Here is a 19491-nt window from a genome sequence, read left to right as displayed (position 1 = left end):
GACACAGGACGGCGACCACCGAGGCGTCCTCCGTGAACCGGCGGGCGGCGGTCAATGCGCGCGCTTCGTCACCCCGGTCGTCGACCGTGGTCAGCTTCAGGGTGAAGGGGGCGTCCGGACGGGCGTTGTGCGCCTCGACCGCCAGCTGAGCTCCCTGTTGTTGTGCCTTGCCCCGGATGCTCTGCGTGCCGCTCAGGTCCGCTTGGACGCCGATCCCCAGCACCGGGCGGGTCTTCGCCCCGCCGCCGTTGCCGCCCGAACCGGTGCCTCTGTCACCGTCCGAACCGTTTTCGCCGTCGTTCCCCGCTCCGGTGAGCCATGCTGTCGTCGCCCCGCCCGCTGCGAGGACCGCGCCGCCCGCGGCCAGGTAGGTCAGGAAGCGGCGCCGGCCGGGTGCGGGGGCTTCGGAGTGTGCGGGACGGGTGTCCGCGTCGTCCCGGGGCGTGACGAACTGCGTCGACTCGATGTCCGGCAGGTTCAGCATCTGCGTGGAACGCGACGCGATCAGATGGGTCACCGGCGCGGGCAGCCAGCTCTGCCCGGGCGCGTCCTGCGTCCACCGCGTCCGGATCTGCGCGGCCGTCGGGCGGGACTCCGCGTCCTTGGACACGCATGCCTGGACGACGGGCAGCAGAGCCGGGGGTACGCCGTCCAGGTCCGGCGGGTCGTAGACCGTACGGAACAGCATCGCGTCGACCGGGCCGCTGCCGAACGGGCGGCGGCCGGTCGCCGCGTAGGCCAGGACACAGCCCAGCGAGAAGATGTCGCTGGGCGGGCCGATCCGGCGGCCCTGGGCCTGCTCGGGGGAGAGGAAGCCGGGGGAACCGACGACCGTGCCCGTTGCGGTGAGGACGGTGTCGTCCAGGGCGCGGGCGATACCGAAGTCGATCAGGCGGGGCCCGTCCAGAGCGAGCAGGACGTTGCCCGGCTTGACGTCCCGGTGCACCATCCCCGCCGCGTGTACCGCCTCCAGTGCCTCGGCGAGCATCGCGCCGAGGGCCCGCACGCTGTGCTCCGGGAGCGGCGGCCCGGCTCCGACCGCGTCGCTCAGCGCGGGGCCGGGCACGAACTCGGTCGCCAGCCAGGGCGCCGCCGCTTCCGCGTCAGCGTCCACCACCGGCACCGCCCAGCGGTTGCGGACCTGCCGGGCGATCGACACCTCGCGGCGGAAACGGGTACGGAAGGCGGCGTCGTCGGCGTACTCGGCCCGGATCAGCTTGATCGCGACGAGCGCGCCGCCCTGGGAGCGGCCCAGCAGGACCACGCCCATTCCGCCGACGCCGAGCCGGCCGAGGATGCGGTAGCCGGCGATGTGGGCCGGATCGGAGGAGTGGAGTGGTTCCATCAGCGGTGACGTCCTGGAGATCTGAGCGTGGTCATCTGTCGGCGGTCGGCCGGTGGGAGAGCGGTTCATGGCGGTGGCCGGCCTCACCGGGCGCCGGCTGTCCGCCGGGAACGGTCACTTCAGCTCCGTCTCGACCCGGTAGAGGAGCTTGGCGCCCGCCTCGGCCGCCAGCCGGATGAGGTCCGTGGTCTCGTACCCCTGGGCCCCCTTGACCGAGACGGCCGTCGTCACCGGTCCGATACGGGACTTCGTCCACACGTACTCCCGTTTCCCGCCCGAACCGGCTCCGGTGTACTTGCCCGCCTCGAACAGGGTGGCGTCCGCGTTCTTGATGTCCTTCTGGTCCAGGTGCATCGACATCAGGCCGTCCAGCCGCTGTCCGCCGCCAAGGTCCTGCCCCGGGCAGCGGAAGCTCTGCTGGACCGTGTCCTTCATCTCCCGGTCGGCGTCCTCGGCCGTCCGGTGGACCGTCACCGTCACCGAACCCTGCACACGGCCCTTGCCGTCCTTCGCCGGTACGTCGATCCGGCGGATGTAGCTGTCCAGGACATGCTGCGGCAGGCCGCCGCGCGACCAGACGCAGGAATCAGCGAGAACCGGCCAGGTACCCGCCGTCTCGTACGGGTCGTGCTTCACCATGCCGGGCGTCCAGTCAGCCGGTGTCAGTGAGGCGTTCCGGGTCAGCTTGCGCGCCTGCGCGGTGTTCTTCGGGACCTTTTTGGGGTCGGGCGTGAAGTCGTAGGCGTCGTCGCTCTGTTGCGGGTCCGCCGTGAAGCCGGTGCTCGGCGCGCCGCTCGCATCCGCGTCCGGGCTCGGGCCTCTTGACGGGCTGCTCTTGACCGGCTTCCCGGCGCCGGTACTTGCCGAGCCCTTACCGTCCCTGTCCGTTTTCTCCGAAGCGGAACCGTCCCCGCCGCAGGCGGCAAGGGCGGCGACAGCCAACGCAACGACCGTCCCCATCCCGACAGTTCGACATGCTTCGTGAATATTTGCCATGGTTTACCCCCGGTCGTTTTACGCCTCGGGGCTCGTGCAAACCACGCCCGATCTTCCCGGTGCGTGGCGATATTAGGCACAGGATCGCCGCCGCGTCCCGGGTCGGATACTCAGATCCGGGTGTGAGATATACCCAAGTCGGCCCAGGTGCCGCACTCATGCGCCGCAGTATCGCCCGGTGCCTGAAGGTGTTCCTGCGGCCAGGGGCCATGCCCGACTTGATCCTGGCTGGAAAACAGCGCATGTGGACTGCGTACGTCCGGAGGTGTCGTAGCCCACGTCATGCACCGCATCCTCTCGCTGAACACCGTCGGCCACGGCGGCTGCGGGGCCCGGTCGGCGAGCCACTGCGATCCTGCTACCGGGCCACCGGGCTGGCTGTGGACGCGAGTTGATGAAGCGGGGACCGGCGCCGGGAAGTCACAATCCTCCAGGCGGAGGCTACGGCTGCGGTTTGCCCAGCATGAGGCAGATGGCGGCCTGGGTGAGGTTCTTGTTCGCGGCGGCCGCCTGTTCCTCCTTGATGCCGAAGTTGGTGCTCGTCAGGACGGCCACGCTGCGCCGGCCGCTCGTGTCGGTGTAGATCTCGCTGGAGTAGCCGGGCAGGCCGCCCGTGTGGCCCCAGACGGTGCCGCAGGCAGTGTTGATCCGCATCAGACCGAGCCCGTAGCGTCCGCCTTCCTCGGGGGCGTCGACCGTGGTGCGCATCTCCTTCAGCTGGGCCGGGGGCAGCAGATCGCCGGACATCAGTGCGGTGAGGAAGCGCTGCCAGTCCTGTGCGGTGGAGACCATGCCGCCCGCCGCCCGTGACCAACTCGGGTCGATGGCGGACGTGTCGACGTCGTCACCGGGACGCTCGGGACCGGCGAAGCCGACACCGTCGGGCAGGTCCACGACCCCGGCCAGGATGGCCTTGAGGCGCTCGGCGTCCGGCTCGTAGCCCGTCACGTGGCTGTCCGACGTCCAGTCCGCGTTCGTGGCCAGGTACGAGTCCTTCATACCCAGCGGCTTGGTGATCCGCTGCTCTATCAGCCGGGCCAGACTCCGACCGGTAGCCTTCTCCAATATCAGCCCGAGGGCTTCGTAGTTGGTGTTGCTGTAGGAGTATTTCTCACCGGGTGCGGTCGGCGGGTCCTGGTCGGGGGTGATCGCGAGGAGTTCCCGCGGAGTCCAGGTCCGCTCCTCCTGGCCCGTCAGGGAACCCAGGAACTGCGGCGTGAGGAAGAAGTCGCCCAGGCCGCTGGTGTGGTTGAGCAGCATCCGTACGGTGATGTCCTCGCCGCCCCTGACCGCTCCGGGCAGCCACTTGTCCACCGTGTCGTCGAGACCGATGCGGTGCTCGGCGACCTGTTGCAGGACGAGGGTGGCGGTGAGTGTCTTCGTGTGGGAACCGGCCCTGAACCGGTCGCCGGGGGCGAGGCGGTGGTCGGCCTTCGTCCAGGCGGCCTGCCGGGCCGTCCCCAGCGCTTTCCCCCGGTCGGTGCCGACGCTGACGATCACGGCCAGAGAGCCGGTGTCCGCAGCCTTCTGCGCGAGGCCGCCCAGAGTCCTGTCGGCCGACGCGTCCACCATCCCCTCACCCTTCACGCCCGAGAGGTGTGCGGCTCCGTCCGAGAGACGTGCGGCCTCCGCCGATGGCTGCGAGTAGCTCATGAATAAGGCGCCGGTGCACGTCGCCAGCCCCACGGCCAGTGTCCTGCGCAGGACACTGGGGCGGCGAGAAGGGCGATGGCAGGACGCTTGAGCGGGCATGGGAATTCCTTCGACGGATGACGGATGCCGGTTGCCGGTTGCCGGTTGACGTTTGCCTCGTGCGCCGGGAGCCCGGGGTGTTCACCCTGTCCGGCCGTCTGCCGGCCGGGCCCTGCGCACAAGGACCATTCAGCCAGCGGCGCAGGACCGGCACATCGCTCCATGGCGCGGCTGTCGCGGGAGACGACAACGCGTTCCTGGCCAGGACCGCCGCCTGCGCGCGGCTTCTGCAGCCCGCCTTCGTGAGCACCTGGCTGACGTGGGTCTTCACCGTGTGCAGGCTCACGACGAGGCGCTCGGCGATCTCGGCGTTGCTCAGTCCTTCCCCGATCAGTCCCAGGACGTCGCGTTCCCGCTCGGTGAGGTGTTCCAGCCGGGCCAGTTCCTGGCCGCTGGGCCGCTGCCGGCCGTTGAGGTGGCCCTCGATGATCCGGCGGGTCACCAGGGGGCTCAGCGCGCTGTGGCCCGCCGCCGCGGCCCGGACGGCCCCGGCCGGTTCCTCGTACGAACTGTTCTTGAGCAGGAATCCCGACGCCCCCGCGGCGAGCGCGTCGTCGACGAACTCGTCCAGGTCGAACGTCGTCACCATGAGGACACGGCAGCGGCCGGGACCGACCAGTCTCCGGCGGCCCAGCTCGGTGAGCGCCCACAGTCCGTTGCGGCGCGGCATGTTGATGTCCATCAGCAGCACGTCCGGCCGGAGCCGTGCGCACGCTTCGACGGCTTCCTCGCCGTCGCCCGCGGTGCCGACCACCGTGAGGTCCGCCTGACTGTCCAGGATCGCGCTCAGGCCGGCGCGGATGACCGGCTCGTCGTCCGCCACGAGCACACTGATCCGCTCAGCCACCGAGGTCCTCCAGCGGCATTGTGGCCAGGACGCGGAAGCCGCCGTCGCCGGTCGGCCCCGCGGTGAACTCGCCGCCCAGGGCTCCGACTTGTTCGCGCATGCCGATCCGGCCGTGGCCGACGCCCGCACCGGCCGTGGCCGGATCGGCATGCGGCCGTTCACGACTTCGCACCGCGGGTGCGTCGGTTCCTGGTCGAGGGACAGCCGGACCGGCGCGCCGGGCGCGTGCCGACGGGCGTTGACCAGTGCTTCCTGCAGGACGCGGTATGCGGCCAGTTGTACCGGCCCCGGTAACGACTCCAGTGTGTCCGCCTTGCACACCTCGACGGTTCCACCCGCGGCACGGTGACTGTCCAGCAGGGCGTCCAGCTCGCCGAACCCGGGCGCCGGCTGCGGAACGGTCGCGTCCGCGGGATCACGCAGCATCCGCAGCAGGCCTCGCAGATCGCCGCTGCTCTGTCGGCCGGCCGCGGCCAGGGCGTCGACCCGGGGACGGGCCCAGCCGGGCAGCTCGTCGCCGTGGGAACGCAGGATCTCCGCGTGCCTGACCAGAAGAGTGAGCGAATGCGCGACCATGTCGTGCATCTCGCGCGCGATTCGCTCCCGCTCCCGCCGTGCGGCATTCTCGGCCTCCATGGCCCGTGCCCGGCTCGCGTCGGCCGCCCGCTGTTCGGCCGCGGCGAGCAGTGTCTGCCGGGTCCGCGCGGCGAACCCCATCGCCCAGGCCAGCGGCATCGGAGCGAGCACGGAGAGGACGTCCACGCCGCCCCTGGACTCGGGGGAGGCGGCCGTCGCCCGGTTCACCCAGATGCCGGCCGCGAACAACGTGGCGCTGCCGGCCGCCGCCGGCACGGCTCGCGCCCAACGTGTGCAGCGGCTGCCCAGGTTGTAGAGCAGCACGGCGAGCGGCAGGAAGGCCAGCGGGGACAGCCGCGCCCCCTGTGCCGCGCCCGCGACCAGCGCCGCCACGAGCGCCCCGGAGCCCACGACGAGGGCAGTGGCCGGCAGCCGCCGTCGCACCACCAGGACCACGGCGGCCACCGCTTCGTACGCGGTCAGTGCCACCCACGACGGGCCCGGACGGGTCCGCGTACGGCTGCGACAGCAGCGGCGGAACAAGTGTCAGTACGACCAGCCCTACATCGCCGTCGCACCCCGGCCACCTACCGTCAACGATTCCCATCCGGTCGACCCTAGGAGCTCACGCACCGGCCTTCGTCAATCCAAAGAGCTACTTCCCGCTGGGCAGTTGAGCCGTCGGCACGGCAGCCGCGCAACGGGTCGTGCGCCGCCGGGGAGGGGCGCCGAACGCCGCGGCTGCGCGTGATGGGGGATTCAGCTGCGCTCAGGGGTCAGGTGACGATGCTGTGGGAGGCCATGTCGGCCAGGGTCCATTCCTCGACCTCGGCGAGATGGACTGCGGCGGCCTCCTGGGCGGCCGGCACATTGCGTGCCGCCATGGCGTCCAGGATCTCCAGGTGCCGTTTGGTGGAGCCGGCGAGGCGGTGCGGGCCGGTCGCGCCGAGGACCCGCAGCCAGTACACGAAGGGTTCGACCGAATCACGGGCGGAGATGAGCCTGCTGTTGCCGGTGCTGGCGATGATCTCGCCGTGGATGCGGGTGTCGCTGGCGAAGAACGGTTCGTAGTCGCCGCGTTCGGCGGCCGTGAGGGCGGCCACGGCCTCCTCGCGGAGGTCGGCGATCTGTTTCAGCGGCATGGCCGCCGCGGCGACACCGGTGGCGAGCCACTCAAGCCCTTTGCGCAACTGGCAGACCTCGTGCACGTCCTGACGGCTCGGCCGGGTCACGAACGTACCCGAGCGGGGACGTGTCTCGACGAGCCTGTCGTGTTCGAGGCGGACCAGTGTGTCGCGTACGGGTGTGCGCGACACGCCGAACTCGGTGGCGATGGCCCCCGGGTCGAGGCGTGAACCGGGGGCGTACTCGCCGGAGGTGATGCGGGCGCAGAGGATCGAGTACAGCTGCTCGGAGATCGACTCGACGACGAGGGGCTGGGGTCCGCGACGGTTGCGGACCGGTGTGGTGGCCATGATCGCCCCTCTGGTCGGGTCTGGTGCGACGGTCGCCCACGAGGATGTGGGACGTGACATCTAATCGATCAGATTAGCCGTTCGGAGCGCGGCGCGGATGCGGGCGCGGTCGGATTCGGTGGCCGGCTGGAAGGGGCGACGGGGAAGTCCGGGCGAGCGGCCCTGGAGTTCGAGCGCCGCCTTCAGTGTCGCGGGGAGGTTGGGCGCGTCGATGGCCCGCCACACGGTGAGGATGCGTTCGTGCAGGCTCAGGGCCTTCGCGTGGTCACCGTTCTGGACCGCGTCCCAGAGTTCGACGCTCAGCGCGGGGGTGACGGTGGGGATCGCGGCGAGCGCGCCGTGGGCGCCCATGACGAACGCCGGGTAGTGCAGGTCGTCGAGTGCGGCGAGGATGACGAACCGCTCGCGCATGCGGTGCAGCAGGTCGGCGAGCAGGTGCATGTCGCCGCCGGACTGCTTGATCGCCACGACCTGAGGAACGTCGCGCAGCAGCTCGATGGTGTCGACGGGGACCAGGGCCCAGGGCACCACGTTGTACAGGACGATGGGCAGGTCGGTCGCCTCGCCGATCTCCCGGTAGTGCGCCACGGTCTCCTCGGGCGAGGGCGAGAAGACGTAGTGCACGGGCGTCACCTGGAGGGCGTCGACGCCGACGTCCTTGAGGGCGAGCGAGTAGCGCTTGGCCTGGGCGGTCGAGTTCTGGATGACGCCGCCGATCACCGGCACCCGGCCGGCGACCTCGTCGACGACGGTGGCGCAGATCGCCGCGCTCTCCTCCAGGGAGAGGGTCTGTCCCTCACCGGTGCTGCCGCAGGCGCAGATGGCGGTGACGCCCTGGCCGAGGAGGTACTTCACCTCGCCGCGCAGCAGATCCAGGTCGACCTCGTCGTTCTCGTCGAACGGTGTGACGACGGTGGAAATCATCCCGCCGAGCTGGATGTCCTTCACGTGTCCTCCTGCGTATTGCCGCGCTCAGGATGCGGATGTAATGTCTGATGCATCAGATGCTAGCACGGGCCCTTGAAACCGGAACCGCAGTTTCCGGTCACCGCCGACCCGCACGCATGATGAGGACGGCACCGACCGCGTCTTCGAGTCGCCATCGCATTCGAGCCGCCATCGCAATGGAGCGAGCATGTCCACACCAGCCACGGCACCTGCCGCCGCGCCGGCCTCCAGGTCGTCCCTGCGCAAGGTCGTCACCGCCAGCGCCCTGGGCACCACCGTCGAGTACTACGACTTCACCCTCTACGCGACGACCGCGGCCCTGGTCTTCGACAAGATCTTCTTCCCCGACGCCTCACCCCTGGTGGGTACGCTCGCCGCCTTCGCCACCTACTTCGTCGGCTACGCGGCCCGTCCGCTCGGCGGCATCCTCTTCGGCCACTTCGGCGACCGCCTCGGCCGCAAGAACGTACTGATCATCACCATGCTGATGATGGGCCTGGGGACCTTCGCCATCGGACTGCTGCCCTCCTACGACAGCATCGGCATCGCCGCCCCGATCCTGCTCGTCGTCATCCGCCTCGTCCAGGGCCTCGGCATGGGCGGCGAATACGGCGGCGGCGTCCTCATGGCACTGGAATACAGCCCCAGGACCCGACAGGGGTTCTTCACCTCCCTCGTGCACATCGGCACCCCGGCGGGAGTGCTGATCCCCGTCGGACTCGTCACCGCCCTGGACGCGGCGCTGCCCGGCGGGGCCTACGACGACTGGGCCTGGCGACTGCCGTTCCTCGCCAGCATCCTGCTCGTCGGCGTCGGCATGTGGATGCGCTTCCACATCACCGAGAGTCCCGAGTTCGTCAAGATGCGCGCCGACCGCGAGGTGCAGAGCCTGCCCGTACGGGAAGTGCTCACCAGGCGCCCGGCCACCGTCGTCTTCTCGATCCTCGCCAAGATCGCGGAGAGCGGTCTGTTCAACATCTACTACGTGGTGGCCATCACCTACGTCACCACCGAACTCGACCGCGACAAGACGCCCGTACTGCTCGCCGTCCTGGTCGCGTGCGCCGTCGAATGCTGCACCCTGCCCCTGTTCGGGGCGCTCTCGGACCGCATCGGCCGCCGCAAGGTGTACATCGCCGGCGCCCTCTTCCAGGCCGTTCTCGCCGTGCCGTTCTTCCTGCTCATCGAGACCGGCCAGTTCTGGGCGTACGTCCTCGGCATGACCCTCGGCCTCGGCGTGGGCCACGCGGCGATGTACGGCGCGCAGGGGGCGCTGTTCTCCAACCTGTATCCCGTCAACGTCCGCTACACCGGGCTCTCCGTCACCCAGCAGTTCGGCGCCACCCTCGGCGGCGGCCTGTCCCCGCTCATCGGAACGGCCCTGCTGGCCACCGCGGGAGGCCACTGGGGCTGGCTGATCCTCTACTGCGTCGGCGTGGCGGTCCTGTCCGCGCTCGCCACCACCCGGCTCGGTGCGGGGGAGGCCGAATCCGGCACCCCGGCTCCGCTGCCGACGCCCGTCCCCGAAAGGACCGCGACCCCGTGAACCGCCTCTTCCTCCCCGACACGGCACCCGTGGAGGCCGCACTGCGCGGTCTCGCCCTGGCCCACCCCGACCTGCTTGACCTCCACCAGGACCCGCTCTACGTCACCGCCCACGACCGCGACCCCCGGCGCCGCGTCGGACTCCTCTCCGGCGGCGGCTCCGGGCACGAACCCCTGCACACCGGCTTCGTCGGCCGCGGCATGCTCGACGCCTCCGTCCCCGGCCGGGTCTTCGCCTCACCGCACAACCGTCAGGTCTACGAGGCCTCACGGGCCGTCGCGGGCGAGGACGGCGTCCTGCACATCGTGAAGAACTACACGGGGGACCGCATCAACTTCGGCATCGCCGCCGAGCGCCTGCGCGCCGACGGCATCCGGGTGCGCCGCGTCCTGGTCGACGACGACCTCGCCACCGAGGACGAGACCACGGCGACGGGCCGACGCGGTACGGGGGCCACCGTCATCGTCGAGAAACTCCTCGGCGGGGCCGCGGACACCGGACTCGGCCTCGACGAACTCGCGGACCTCGGCGCCGAGATCGCCGCCGCCTCGCGCAGTGTGGCCGTCGCCTCCCGCGCCCACACCTCGCCCGCCCGGGGCGGGCGCGCCTTCGAACTCGGCGACGACGAGCTGGAGTACGGAGTGGGCATCCACGGCGAGCGCGCCGCGTGGACCGTGACCCGTCCACCGCTGGAGGAACTCGTCGACCGCATGGCACGGCAGGCGCTCGACGGCCTGCCCCGGCGCTCCGAGGACGTCCTCCTCCTCGTGGGCGGCCTCGGCGCGACCACCCTGCTGGAGCTGTACGCCGTCCACGACCGGGTACGCCACTTCCTGGACGCCCATGGTGTGCGCGTCGCCGGACAACTCGTCGGCACGTTCGTCCCCGCCCTGGACATGAGCGGTTTCTCCCTCACCCTCACCACGCCCGGGGAGCGCTGGCTCGACTGGTGGCACGCGCCCGCCCGGACCCCGGCCTTCCCCGTCACCCAGCCCCTCGCCGGTACGGAGCCCACACGATGACCCCCGACCACCGCCTCGACCACCGCGTCGTCCTGCGCGCCTACGCGCAGACCGCGCGCACCGCGCACGACACGCTGACCGCACTCGACCAGCTCTCCGGGGACGGCGACTTCGGGGACAACCTCCGTGAAGGGCTCGACCGGGTGGAGACCGCGCTCGGCGAACGCCCCGACGACGCCGCCTTCGCGGTCGCCGCCTCGGTCTTCCTCGACGAGGTCGGCGGCACCAGCGGCCCCCTGATCGGCCTGCTCTTCCAGGAGATCGCCCGTGCCCTGGCCCTCTCTGAAGACGCCCGCGAGGGGTGGCGTACGGGCGTCACCGAGGGCCTTGCCGCGATCCAGCGCGTGGGCGAGGCGGAGCCGGGGGACCGCACCATGGTCGACGCGCTGGTCCCGGCCCGGGACGCCCTGACCGCGGGGGAGGACTTCGCCGGCACAGCCCGTGCCGCCCTCTTCGGCGCGCAGGCCACCGCCGGCATCAGGGCCCGCCGGGGCCGCGCCGCCTACGTGGGCGACCGAGCCCTCGGAGCCCCCGACCCCGGAGCCATCGGCGTTGCCCTGCTCTTCTGGTCGCTGGCCGGGGTGGCCGAACCCGACGCGGGGGTGGACACCCTGGAGGAGTTGCTGGGGCGGGCACGCGACGGCGGGTGACAACCCCACCCCGTCCCCCTCAGGGCTTGTGGTCCGTCGACGGGCACGGGATCCGGCCCGACAGGCGACTTTCGCAGGGGTGAGGAATCAAAGGCGGGCCCGCGCCCTCACGCCTCGCGAAGAAAGGCTGAGCGAGGCATGAGTGCAGGAAACGCAGGCACATGCCGAGCTCTCCGTCCTGAAGCCACCCTGCCGGAGCAGCCCTATCGACGAGCCGATGGTTGTACCTCCTCCAGGTCCGGTGATGCGACCGGCGCGGCGGGACGCCTGCGGAGCAGGACGAGCACCAGGATTCCGGCGGCCAGGGCGGCTGCGGAGGCGATGCGCAGGGTTGCGTTGAGCCCGTCGGCGAATGCGGCCGGTGTGCCGTGCCCGTCGGCGACCCGGTCGGTGAAGACGGTCCCGAAGACCGCCACGCCGAGTGCGAGTCCGAGCTGGCGGAACGTGTTGAGTGCCCCGCCGGCCATCCCGCTGCGCTCGCGTGGCACCTCGGCCAGCAGTGCCGAGGCGTTCGTGGGCAGTACGCTGCCCACGCCCAGTCCGGCCACGATCAGTCCGGGGACCAGGACCGCGCCGGTGCTGTCCACGCCGATCCTGGCCTGGAGCAGGTTGCCGGCGGCTATCAGGAGCAGGCCGATGCCGACGGTCCAGCGCGGGGCGATCCTCTGCAGGACCCGGCCGGCGCCCGCGCCGACGACCAGCGAGGCGGCGGCCATCGGGAGGGCGCCGTACAGGCCGGCGTCGACGGGGCCGTTGCCCAGCACCTGCTGCAGCCAGACGGTGCTGAACGGCAGGTAGCCGAAGGCGGCGGCCTGGGTGAGGAACGCGGCGACGATCAGTACGGTGAACGGCGCCCGGCGGAACAGGGCCAGATCGAGCATCGGGTGGTCCGAGCGTGCTTCGGCGACCAGGAACAGGGCCAGGGCTGCCAGGCCGGCGGCGAACGCGGCCAGCGCCACGCCGTCGGTCCAGCCTGCTTCACCGGCGCGGATCAGGCCGTACGTCACGGCAGCCGCCGCCACGGTGAAGCTGATCGTGCCGGGCAGGTCGAGACGGCCGCCGCGCGGCGCCCGGGACTCGCTCACCCCGCGGATCGTGAACCGGACCGCGACCAGGCAGACCGGCAGGTTGACGAGGAACACCCAGCGCCAGCCGAGGTGTTCGGTCAGCAGGCCGCCGGCGAGCGGGCCTGCCGCGGCGGCGGCGCCGTTGACCGCGCCCCAGATGCCGAACGCGACGCCCCGGTCGTGGCCCTGGTAGGTGAAGTTGAGCAGGGCGGCGGTGCACGCGAACATGGCCGCGCCGCCGATGCCCTGGAGGATCCGGGCGGCGATCAGGGCCTGTTCGTTCGGGGCGAGCGCGCACAGCAGCGAGGAGAGGGCGAAGACGCCGATGCCGATCAGGTAGATACGGCGGCGGCCGAACCGGTCGGCGAGCGAGCCGGCGCCGAGCACCAGGGCGGCCAGGGACAGGGCGTACCCGTCGATGACCCACTGGAGGTCGGTGTAGTCCGTCCGGAAGTCGTCGGAGATCGCCGGGAGGGCGACGACGACGATGAGGACGTCCACGAGCAGCAGGAAGGTGCCGAGACAGACGGCGATCAGTGGAGACCATTTACGCATGCACCGCAGAATGCTGCTCACCGCACCGCTTTCCCCAGCCTTCTTCGCCATTCCTGCGGATCTCGACAATCGCTAGGCTGACGTGGTGGAAATCGATGAGCTCGACCGGCAGGTGACGCACGCGCTGCGGATCAACGGCCGGGCCGGGTACCGGGAGATCGGAACGGTGCTCGGCGTCTCCGACCAGACCGTCGCCCGGCGCTACCGCCGGCTGCACGCCGAAGCGGGCATGCGGGTGGTCAGCGTACCCAACCCCATCCGGCTGGGCTACGAAACCTGGCTGATCCGCCTGCGCACCGCCCCGGAGTCGGCGCCGCGGATCGCCGGCGCACTGGCCCGCCGCCCGGACACCGGCTGGGTGTCGATCACCTCCGGCGGTACCCAGGTCGCCTGCCTCGCGCGGGTGCCCGCCTCGGCCGACCGGGAGACCCTGCTGCTGCAGAAGCTGCCCCGGACCCCACGGGTGACCTCGGTCAGCGCGCACTGCGTCATCCACCAGTTCGTCGGCGGGGCGGTCGGCCCGGACCTGCACGACGACGCACTGACCGCCGAACAGATCACCGCGCTGACCCCGGCCCGGCCGCCGCAGGACAGCGACCGGCCGGCGGCGCGCCTCACCCCCGCGGACGCGCCCCTGCTGGACGCGCTCGCCCGGGACGGGCGGCTCAGCTACGCGGAGCTGGCGACCGCCGCCGGGTGGCCGGAGTCGACCACCCGGCGCCGGGTGCAGGAACTGTTCGAGTCCGGGGCGCTCTACACCGACGTGGAGGTCGACGTGGAGCTGTACGGGTTCCGCGCCCCCGTCCTGCTCTGGCTGACGGTGACCCCGTCCCGGCTGGCGGCTGTCGGCGCGGCACTTCGCGAGCACGAGGAGGTCGTCTTCGCGGCGGCCACCACCGGCCCGACGAACGTACAGGCCACCGTCGTCTGCCGGGACATGCCGGAGCTCTACCGGTACCTGACCGGGAAGCTGGGCCCGCTGGACGGCGTGGAGCGGATCGAGTCGGAGCCGCTGCTGCACAACGTCAAGCAGCTCGGCTCGGTGAGCTGACCTTGCGTCGTCACTGAACGCAAGGCACACCGACGGCAGAGGACCGGCAGCGGCTGAAAGTGCCGCTTGGGCGCGGGAGTTCACCGGCTGTTGACCTGCTCCGTGAGCTTGCCCTTGCGGAGGCTGAGGACGCGGTCGGACTGGGACGCCAGTTGCTGGGAGTGGGTCACGACGACGACACAGGTGCCCTGCTCGTGGGCGAGGTCGCGAAAGGTGCCGATGATGCCCTGGGCGGTGTCCTCGTCGAGGTTCCCGGTGGGTTCGTCGGCGAAGAGGATGTCGACGTCGCAGGCGAGAGCGCGGGCGATGGCGACGCGCTGCTGCTGGCCGCCGGAGAGGCGCAGGACGTTGCGGGTGGCCGTCGTCCTGTCGAGGCCGATGTCCTCCAGGAGCCGCAGGGCGCGGGCCTTGCGGGTTCCGGTGACGGGTTTCGTGCCGGTGATCTCCATGGCGGTCGTGACGTTCTGGAGGGCGGTCATGTAGGTCAGGAGGTTGTACTGCTGGAAGACCGTGGCGGCGTGCTTGTTGCGGTAGCGGCCGAGACCGAGGTCGGTGAGGTTCTGCCCGTTGAAGCTGATGGTGCCCTTGGTGGGGGTGTCGAGGCCGCTGGCGAGGGAGAGCAGGGTGGTCTTGCCGCTGCCGGAGGGGCCCAGGACGGTGTAGAAGGTGCCTCGTTCGAAGGTGTGGTCGACGTCCTTCAAGACGGTGGTCCTGCGGCGCTGGCCCACGTAGGTGTGGCTGACGCCTGCCAGGCGCAGGAGGGGCGGAGCCGTGGCGGCGGGGGGCGTGGTCATGGCGGGTCACTTGCCCTTCGTGAGGATGGTGCGGGGGCTCAGCCGCAGGACGGACGCGGCCGGGACGGCGGTGGCGAGGAGGCCGATGGCGAGGCCGACGCCGCCGACCTCGGCGAGGTCCGCCGGGCCGAGCGCGACGGTGATCTCGTCGATGGGGTCGGCGTTCTCCACGGGCCGGTCGCCGGGGTCGATGCCCTGGTCGATTCCGGTGCTGCCGGGGGCCGGAGGCTGCCAGGAGTCGAGTGTGCGCTCGGCGGCGGAGGCTTCCCTGCCGAGCAGCGCCTGGCCGGCGCTCTGGGTCAGTGCGGGGGTGAACAGGGCGCTGAGGCCCACGGCCAGCGCGGCGACGGCGACGATTTCCAGGGCCTGTTGGGCGATGAGCTTGTTCTTCTTCTCGCCCATCGCCAGCAGGACGCCGTACTCCGTGCGGCGCTGTTTGACGGCCAGGTTGACCAGGAGGACGAGTACGGCGGCGCCCGCGAGGCCCATCAGCCACATGGCGAGGGTGGCCGTGGAGCGGATGCTCCCCAGCGGCCCGGTCATCTGCTGGACGGCCTTGTCGTTGGTGTCGAGCTTGAAGCCGGTCAGTGCCGAGCCCGCGATCCGCTTCGCCCCGCTCTTGAACGAGCCCTGCAGGTCCGCGTCCCGGAGGAGGAACGTGGCCTTGCCGACCTTCTGCGGGCCGTCCTCTTCGGGGTCGAGCGCGGAGAGGCCGCCCACCGATCCGTAGATCATGTTGGCCGGGCTGATGCCGTACTCGGCGTCGGCTTCGGTGGTGGGGCGCGGGTCGCGGTAGATGCCGCCCACGGTGAACTCGCCCGTGGTCTTCTCGTCGTTGCCGGTGAGCGTGATCTTGTCGCCGGTCCTGAGGCCGTTCTGTCGGGCCAGGCGCTCCTCGATCAGGAGTGGCTTGTCGTCCTGGTCGGCTGCGGTGATGTGCTCACCGGACAGGAGGGTGGACCTGCCGCTGCGGAAATCGGGCAGCAGTGACGAGTCCAGGACACCTATAGCCATGGTTCCGCCGAGGCCCATGGGGTCCTTGGGTCCGCCGTCGACCAGTTTGTTGCTGCCCGTGAGGAGGGCACGGTCCCAGATCGTGTAGGTGTATCTCTGCACCTCGGCCAGGGCGCCGATCTTGTCGACGGTCGCGGCGTCGATGCGCGGAGCCTGGAGCTGTCCTGTGTCGGCCAGTTGGCTCATGTCCACGTCGAGAGTGACCTCGGCGCCGACCGAGCGTTTGGCGGCCTCTTCGGCCCGGGCCGTCGCGTCGTCGATGAGGACACCGGCCAGCACCATGACGGAGATGGCGAGGAAGGTGACGAGGGTCATCAGGGTGCGACTCCTGCGGGCCCAAAGACTGAGCCCTGCGCGTTTGACGAAGTTCATGGGGATCGGCTTTCTCGGTCCGTGCGGGCGGTTGGATGCCGGGGGAGGGGGTGTCAGGGGAAGGGAGTGGCGAGGGAGGAGGGCGTCGGTCATGCGGGGTCGGTGAGGACGGAGCGGGGGTGCAGACGCAGGATCCCGATGCCCGGGACGACGGTGGAGACCAGGGAGATCCCCAGCGCGATGCCGGCGACCCTGCCGACATCGGCCGGCTCGACCCGCACCCTGGGCGGAGCGGTCCCGGCCTCCGGTACGCGCCCCGCCGACGCCGGTCGGCTCTGGTGACCGAGCAACGCCTCACCGGTGCTCTGCCCGCCCAGCGAACCGGCCAGAGCGGCGAGCGCGACGGCGGGCAGCGCCACGGCCGCCACCTCCACGGCGTGCTGGCCGATGAGCTTCCACTTCTTCTCGCCCATCGCGAGCAGCACCCCGAGCTCAAAGCGCCGCTCGCGGATCTGCAGCATCACGACGAGGCCGAGGATCAGCGCTCCGGCCAGCGCGATCACCCAGACGATCAGCCCCGCGAAGGCGCCCACCCGCTGGATGGGCCGGACCTGGTCCCTGTACGCCTTGTCGTTGACGCGGAACTCGAGGCCGTCCCCGCCCAGCAACTCCTCCGCCGCGGCGTGCAACTGGCGGGCCTGGTCCGGCGAGCCGATCCTGAGGACCGCCTCGCTGACCGTCGCGGCGCCACCACCGAGCTTTTGCGCGGTGTCCACCGGGACGTACAGCGTGTTGCCGGGCAGTCGGTGCGCAGGCGCCCATGTCGCCGGGTCCTGCGCCGGGTCCTGGAAGACACCGACGACCGTCACGGCCGCGGTGCGCTCGTCGTCCGCGGACCGTACCCGGAGGGTGTCGCCCAACTTCAGATGGTTCTCGTCGGCAAGGCGCTGCTCGATCACCGCGACACTGCGGCCCGCGTCGCCGGGGGTGATGTTGCGGCCTGCTGTGATCTTTGTCGATCCGTACGAGAAGGGCAGCAGCATGGCTGTATCCCGTACGCCGTGTACGGACAGCGCGCCCCTGTCGGCATCGGAATCAGCATCGCCGTCGCCATTGTCATCGTCCTTGGTCGAGGTGCCGCGCGGCTTCGGGACCCTCGACGCCAGTGGCGTGAAGGCCCGCGCGTCGGCCCGCACGGGAACCTCCGTGTTGTAGCGGTGCACGGGGCCCAGCGCGCCGAGCCGGTCGGCTTGGGCGAGGGTGAGACCTTCCTTCCTGACTGTCACGTCGACGCCGATGGCGCGCTGCGCGTCGGCTTCCTGCCGGGCCGCGGCGGCCTCCAGCAGGAAACCGCCCAGGAGCAGGGTGCAGACGACCAGGAAGATCGCGAGCAGGGCGGCCGTCCTGGACCTTCTGGCACCCAGGCTCATCCCGGCGCGTTTGACGAAGTTCATGCCCAGACAGAAGCAGCCCGCTGTTTGCAGGCAGATAAGCGTGTTACGGCGGTATAAGGACTCGCAAGGCGGCATAAGGACTCGCCCCGCGCACCGGACGCCCCGCGCACCGGCCGTGAGGAAGCCGGTCGGCCCCCAGCCCGGAGCCCGTCCTTCCGCGCCTTTATCCGCCTGCAATCACGATGTTGGTTTCCTGGTGCCATGAGAGTTCTGGTAGCCGAAGATCACCGCGTCCTCGCCCGCACCGTCGCCACCGGTCTCCGCCGTCAGGCCATGGCCGTGGACATCGCCGCGACGGGCGACGAGGCCGAGCGGATGTGTCTGCTCACCGCCTACGACGTACTGGTCCTCGACCGCGACCTGCCCGTCATGAGCGGCGACGAGGTCTGCAGACGGCTGCGCGAACTCACCGATCCGCCCCGCATCCTGATGCTCACCGCGGCGGGCGGGCTCACCGACAGGATCTACGGCCTCACCGAACTCGGCGCCGACGACTATCTCGCCAAGCCCTTCGACTTCGCCGAACTCGTCGCCCGTATCAGGGCATTGAGCCGCCGCATCCCCAAACCGGCCCCCGTCCTGCTGCACTTCGGCAGCCTCACCCTCGACGAGACGCGCCGCGAAGCATCCGTGGACGGAAACCCACTGGAGCTCTCCCTCAAAGAGACCGCGGTCCTGCGCCTGTTGATGCGGGCCGGAGGAGCGCCGGTGACCCACGACGACATCGTCCGCACCGTCTGGGACGAACACCTCGACACCCGCACCAGCGTGGTCCGCACCACCATCAGCCGCCTGCGCGGCAAACTCGGCGACCCCGGACTGATTCGCACCGACAAGGGCGAGGGATACCGGCTGTGCGACTGAACCCCCGGGCTCTGCTGACCAGGCTGCCCTTCCGCACCCGCCTGGCCCTGGCCTTCTCCGGACTCTTCCTCCTCGCCGGCATCCTCCTCCTCGCCTTCGTGGTGCTGCTCGCACGCTACGGAACAGCCCAGCAGGCCCAGGGAATCGCTGTCACGTACGGCGACGCCAAGACCGCCCGCGCGACACCGTCCGGCACCAGCACGCCGTTCGGCCGCACACAGTCCGTCGGACCCATGCTCCCCACCCGGCCGGAGTACCTCCCCGAACCCCCGAGCGACGTCGCCCTGATCCAGAAGATCGACCAGACCGTTCAGGCTGTCCAGGACACCGCCCTGCGCCAGATGGTGCTCTGGTCCGCCACCGGCCTGCTGGCCATGGCGCTCCTCGCCGGACTCCTGGGCCGGTGGCTCGCCGGGCGCGCCCTGCGCCCCGTCACCTCCATGACCGAGGCCGCCCGCCGCATCAGCGAGCAGAACCTGCACCAGCGCCTCGCACTCACCGGCCCCGACGACGAACTCCACCGCCTCGCCGACACTTTCGACACCATGCTCGACCGGCTTGAGCGGTCCTTCGAGAGTCAGCGCCGTTTCGTCGCGAACGCCTCCCACGAACTCAAGACACCCCTCGCCGTCCAGCGCGCCACCCTGCAGGTCGGCCTCGCCGACCCCCTGCCCGACGACCTGACCGGCGTCCGCGAGGACCTGCTCACCGCCAACCGGGAAGCGGAACAGCTCATCGACGCACTCCTGCTGCTGGCCCGCAGCGACCGCGGCCTGGAGAAGACCGAACCAGTGGACCTCGCGACCACCGCCCGGCTCGCGACAGCTGAACTGGCCCCTCAGGCAGCGCGGGACGGCATCCGCGTCGACCTCCGCGCCGGCGTCCCCGCGGTTGTTCCCGGCGACCCCGTCCTGCTCCGGCACCTGCTGACGAACCTCATCCGCAACGCCATCCAGTACAACCACCCCGAAGGCCACGTCCTCGTACGACTCGACGCCTCCGCCGTGACAGTGACCAACAGCGGACCCCGCATCCCCGCAGACCGCATCCCCGACCTCTTCGAACCCTTCCGCCGCCTTGACGCAGACCGCACCGCGACCACCGGCCACGGCCTGGGACTCTCCATCGCGGCCTCCATCGCCCAGGCCCACCACGCTTCCCTGACAGCACGCCCCGGCCCGGAGAACGGACTCACACTCACCCTGCGCTTCCCCTGAGAGGGC

Annotated in this window: 15 protein-coding genes and 2 pseudogenes; 6 read left to right on the top strand and 11 right to left on the bottom strand. The window is 70.8% G+C overall.

Annotated elements, in window-relative coordinates:
* From ACFVH5_RS12590 to ACFVH5_RS12560, 7 genes and pseudogenes are all read right to left on the bottom strand, one after another.
* Positions 1–1345 (bottom strand): bifunctional serine/threonine-protein kinase/ABC transporter substrate-binding protein (locus tag ACFVH5_RS12590; RefSeq protein ID WP_385833528.1); only part of this gene is annotated, 1345 nt, incomplete at its 3' end.
* Positions 1346–1459: 114 nt separating this feature from the next.
* Positions 1460–2305 carry a hypothetical protein gene (locus tag ACFVH5_RS12585; RefSeq protein ID WP_385833526.1) on the bottom strand — a complete coding sequence of 282 codons (846 nt, stop codon included), beginning with the start codon at positions 2303–2305 and terminating at the stop codon, positions 1460–1462.
* A gap of 477 nt (positions 2306–2782) precedes the next feature.
* Positions 2783–3913, bottom strand: a complete 1131-nt coding sequence (locus tag ACFVH5_RS12580) for a serine hydrolase domain-containing protein (protein WP_385833525.1) — start codon at positions 3911–3913, stop codon at positions 2783–2785.
* Positions 3914–4277: 364 nt separating this feature from the next.
* Positions 4278–4940, bottom strand: a pseudogene (locus ACFVH5_RS12575) (response regulator); the annotation flags it as partial.
* Between the two features lie 468 nt (positions 4941–5408).
* Positions 5409–5516: pseudogene (locus ACFVH5_RS12570) on the bottom strand (hypothetical protein); the annotation flags it as partial.
* A 776-nt stretch (positions 5517–6292) separates the two neighbouring features.
* Positions 6293–6991: a GntR family transcriptional regulator gene (locus ACFVH5_RS12565; protein ID WP_385833524.1), complete on the bottom strand. Its 699-nt coding sequence runs from the start codon at positions 6989–6991 to the stop codon at positions 6293–6295.
* 60 nt (positions 6992–7051) lie between these two features.
* Positions 7052–7939 carry a dihydrodipicolinate synthase family protein gene (locus ACFVH5_RS12560; RefSeq protein WP_384800786.1) on the bottom strand — a complete coding sequence of 296 codons (888 nt, stop codon included), beginning with the start codon at positions 7937–7939 and terminating at the stop codon, positions 7052–7054.
* Positions 7940–8126: 187 nt separating this feature from the next.
* On the opposite strand from ACFVH5_RS12560, the gene ACFVH5_RS12555 reads away from it, so the two are divergent.
* Genes ACFVH5_RS12555 through ACFVH5_RS12545 form a run of 3 tightly spaced genes read left to right on the top strand, consistent with a single transcriptional unit; the run spans position 8127 to position 11157 of the window.
* Entirely contained in the window at positions 8127–9485 is a 1359-nt protein-coding gene (locus ACFVH5_RS12555) for an MFS transporter (RefSeq protein ID WP_384800789.1), read from the top strand.
* Positions 9482–10507 carry a dihydroxyacetone kinase subunit DhaK gene (locus ACFVH5_RS12550; RefSeq protein ID WP_385833523.1) on the top strand — a complete coding sequence of 342 codons (1026 nt, stop codon included), beginning with the start codon at positions 9482–9484 and terminating at the stop codon, positions 10505–10507. The genes ACFVH5_RS12555 and ACFVH5_RS12550 overlap by 4 nt, the downstream gene beginning before the upstream one ends.
* Positions 10504–11157, top strand: a complete 654-nt coding sequence (locus ACFVH5_RS12545; RefSeq protein ID WP_385833522.1) for a DAK2 domain-containing protein — start codon at positions 10504–10506, stop codon at positions 11155–11157. Before ACFVH5_RS12550 ends, ACFVH5_RS12545 begins: the two co-directional genes overlap by 4 nt.
* 203 nt (positions 11158–11360) lie before the next feature.
* Here ACFVH5_RS12545 and ACFVH5_RS12540 read toward each other — a convergent pair whose 3' ends face one another.
* Positions 11361–12779 (bottom strand): MFS transporter, encoded by a 1419-nt coding sequence (locus tag ACFVH5_RS12540; protein WP_385833521.1) that lies wholly within the window; start codon positions 12777–12779, stop codon positions 11361–11363.
* An 85-nt stretch (positions 12780–12864) separates the two neighbouring features.
* Between ACFVH5_RS12540 and ACFVH5_RS12535 the strand changes: the two genes are divergently transcribed.
* Entirely contained in the window at positions 12865–13830 is a 966-nt protein-coding gene (locus tag ACFVH5_RS12535; RefSeq protein ID WP_385833519.1) for an Lrp/AsnC family transcriptional regulator, read from the top strand.
* Positions 13831–13910: 80 nt separating this feature from the next.
* On the opposite strand, the gene ACFVH5_RS12530 is transcribed toward ACFVH5_RS12535, so the two are convergent.
* The 3 genes from ACFVH5_RS12530 to ACFVH5_RS12520 form a co-directional block, all read right to left on the bottom strand.
* Positions 13911–14624: an ABC transporter ATP-binding protein gene (locus ACFVH5_RS12530; RefSeq protein WP_385833518.1), complete on the bottom strand. Its 714-nt coding sequence runs from the start codon at positions 14622–14624 to the stop codon at positions 13911–13913.
* A 6-nt stretch (positions 14625–14630) separates the two neighbouring features.
* Positions 14631–15953: an FtsX-like permease family protein gene (locus tag ACFVH5_RS12525; protein WP_385833517.1), complete on the bottom strand. Its 1323-nt coding sequence runs from the start codon at positions 15951–15953 to the stop codon at positions 14631–14633.
* A gap of 146 nt (positions 15954–16099) precedes the next feature.
* Positions 16100–17404: an ABC transporter permease gene (locus ACFVH5_RS12520; RefSeq protein WP_385833516.1), complete on the bottom strand. Its 1305-nt coding sequence runs from the start codon at positions 17402–17404 to the stop codon at positions 16100–16102.
* A gap of 201 nt (positions 17405–17605) precedes the next feature.
* Between ACFVH5_RS12520 and ACFVH5_RS12515 the strand changes: the two genes are divergently transcribed.
* Together ACFVH5_RS12515 and ACFVH5_RS12510 are read left to right on the top strand one after the other, a co-directional pair.
* Positions 17606–18268 carry a response regulator transcription factor gene (locus ACFVH5_RS12515; protein ID WP_385833515.1) on the top strand — a complete coding sequence of 221 codons (663 nt, stop codon included), beginning with the start codon at positions 17606–17608 and terminating at the stop codon, positions 18266–18268.
* Positions 18259–19485, top strand: a complete 1227-nt coding sequence (locus ACFVH5_RS12510) for a sensor histidine kinase (RefSeq protein WP_385833514.1) — start codon at positions 18259–18261, stop codon at positions 19483–19485. Before ACFVH5_RS12515 ends, ACFVH5_RS12510 begins: the two co-directional genes overlap by 10 nt.
* Positions 19486–19491 lie beyond the last annotated feature (6 nt).

Origin of the sequence: Streptomyces sp. NPDC127119 (genome assembly GCF_042677425.1) — a bacterium.
Classification (GTDB): domain Bacteria; phylum Actinomycetota; class Actinomycetes; order Streptomycetales; family Streptomycetaceae; genus Streptomyces.
This window is presented reverse-complemented; position numbering and strand designations above follow the sequence as displayed.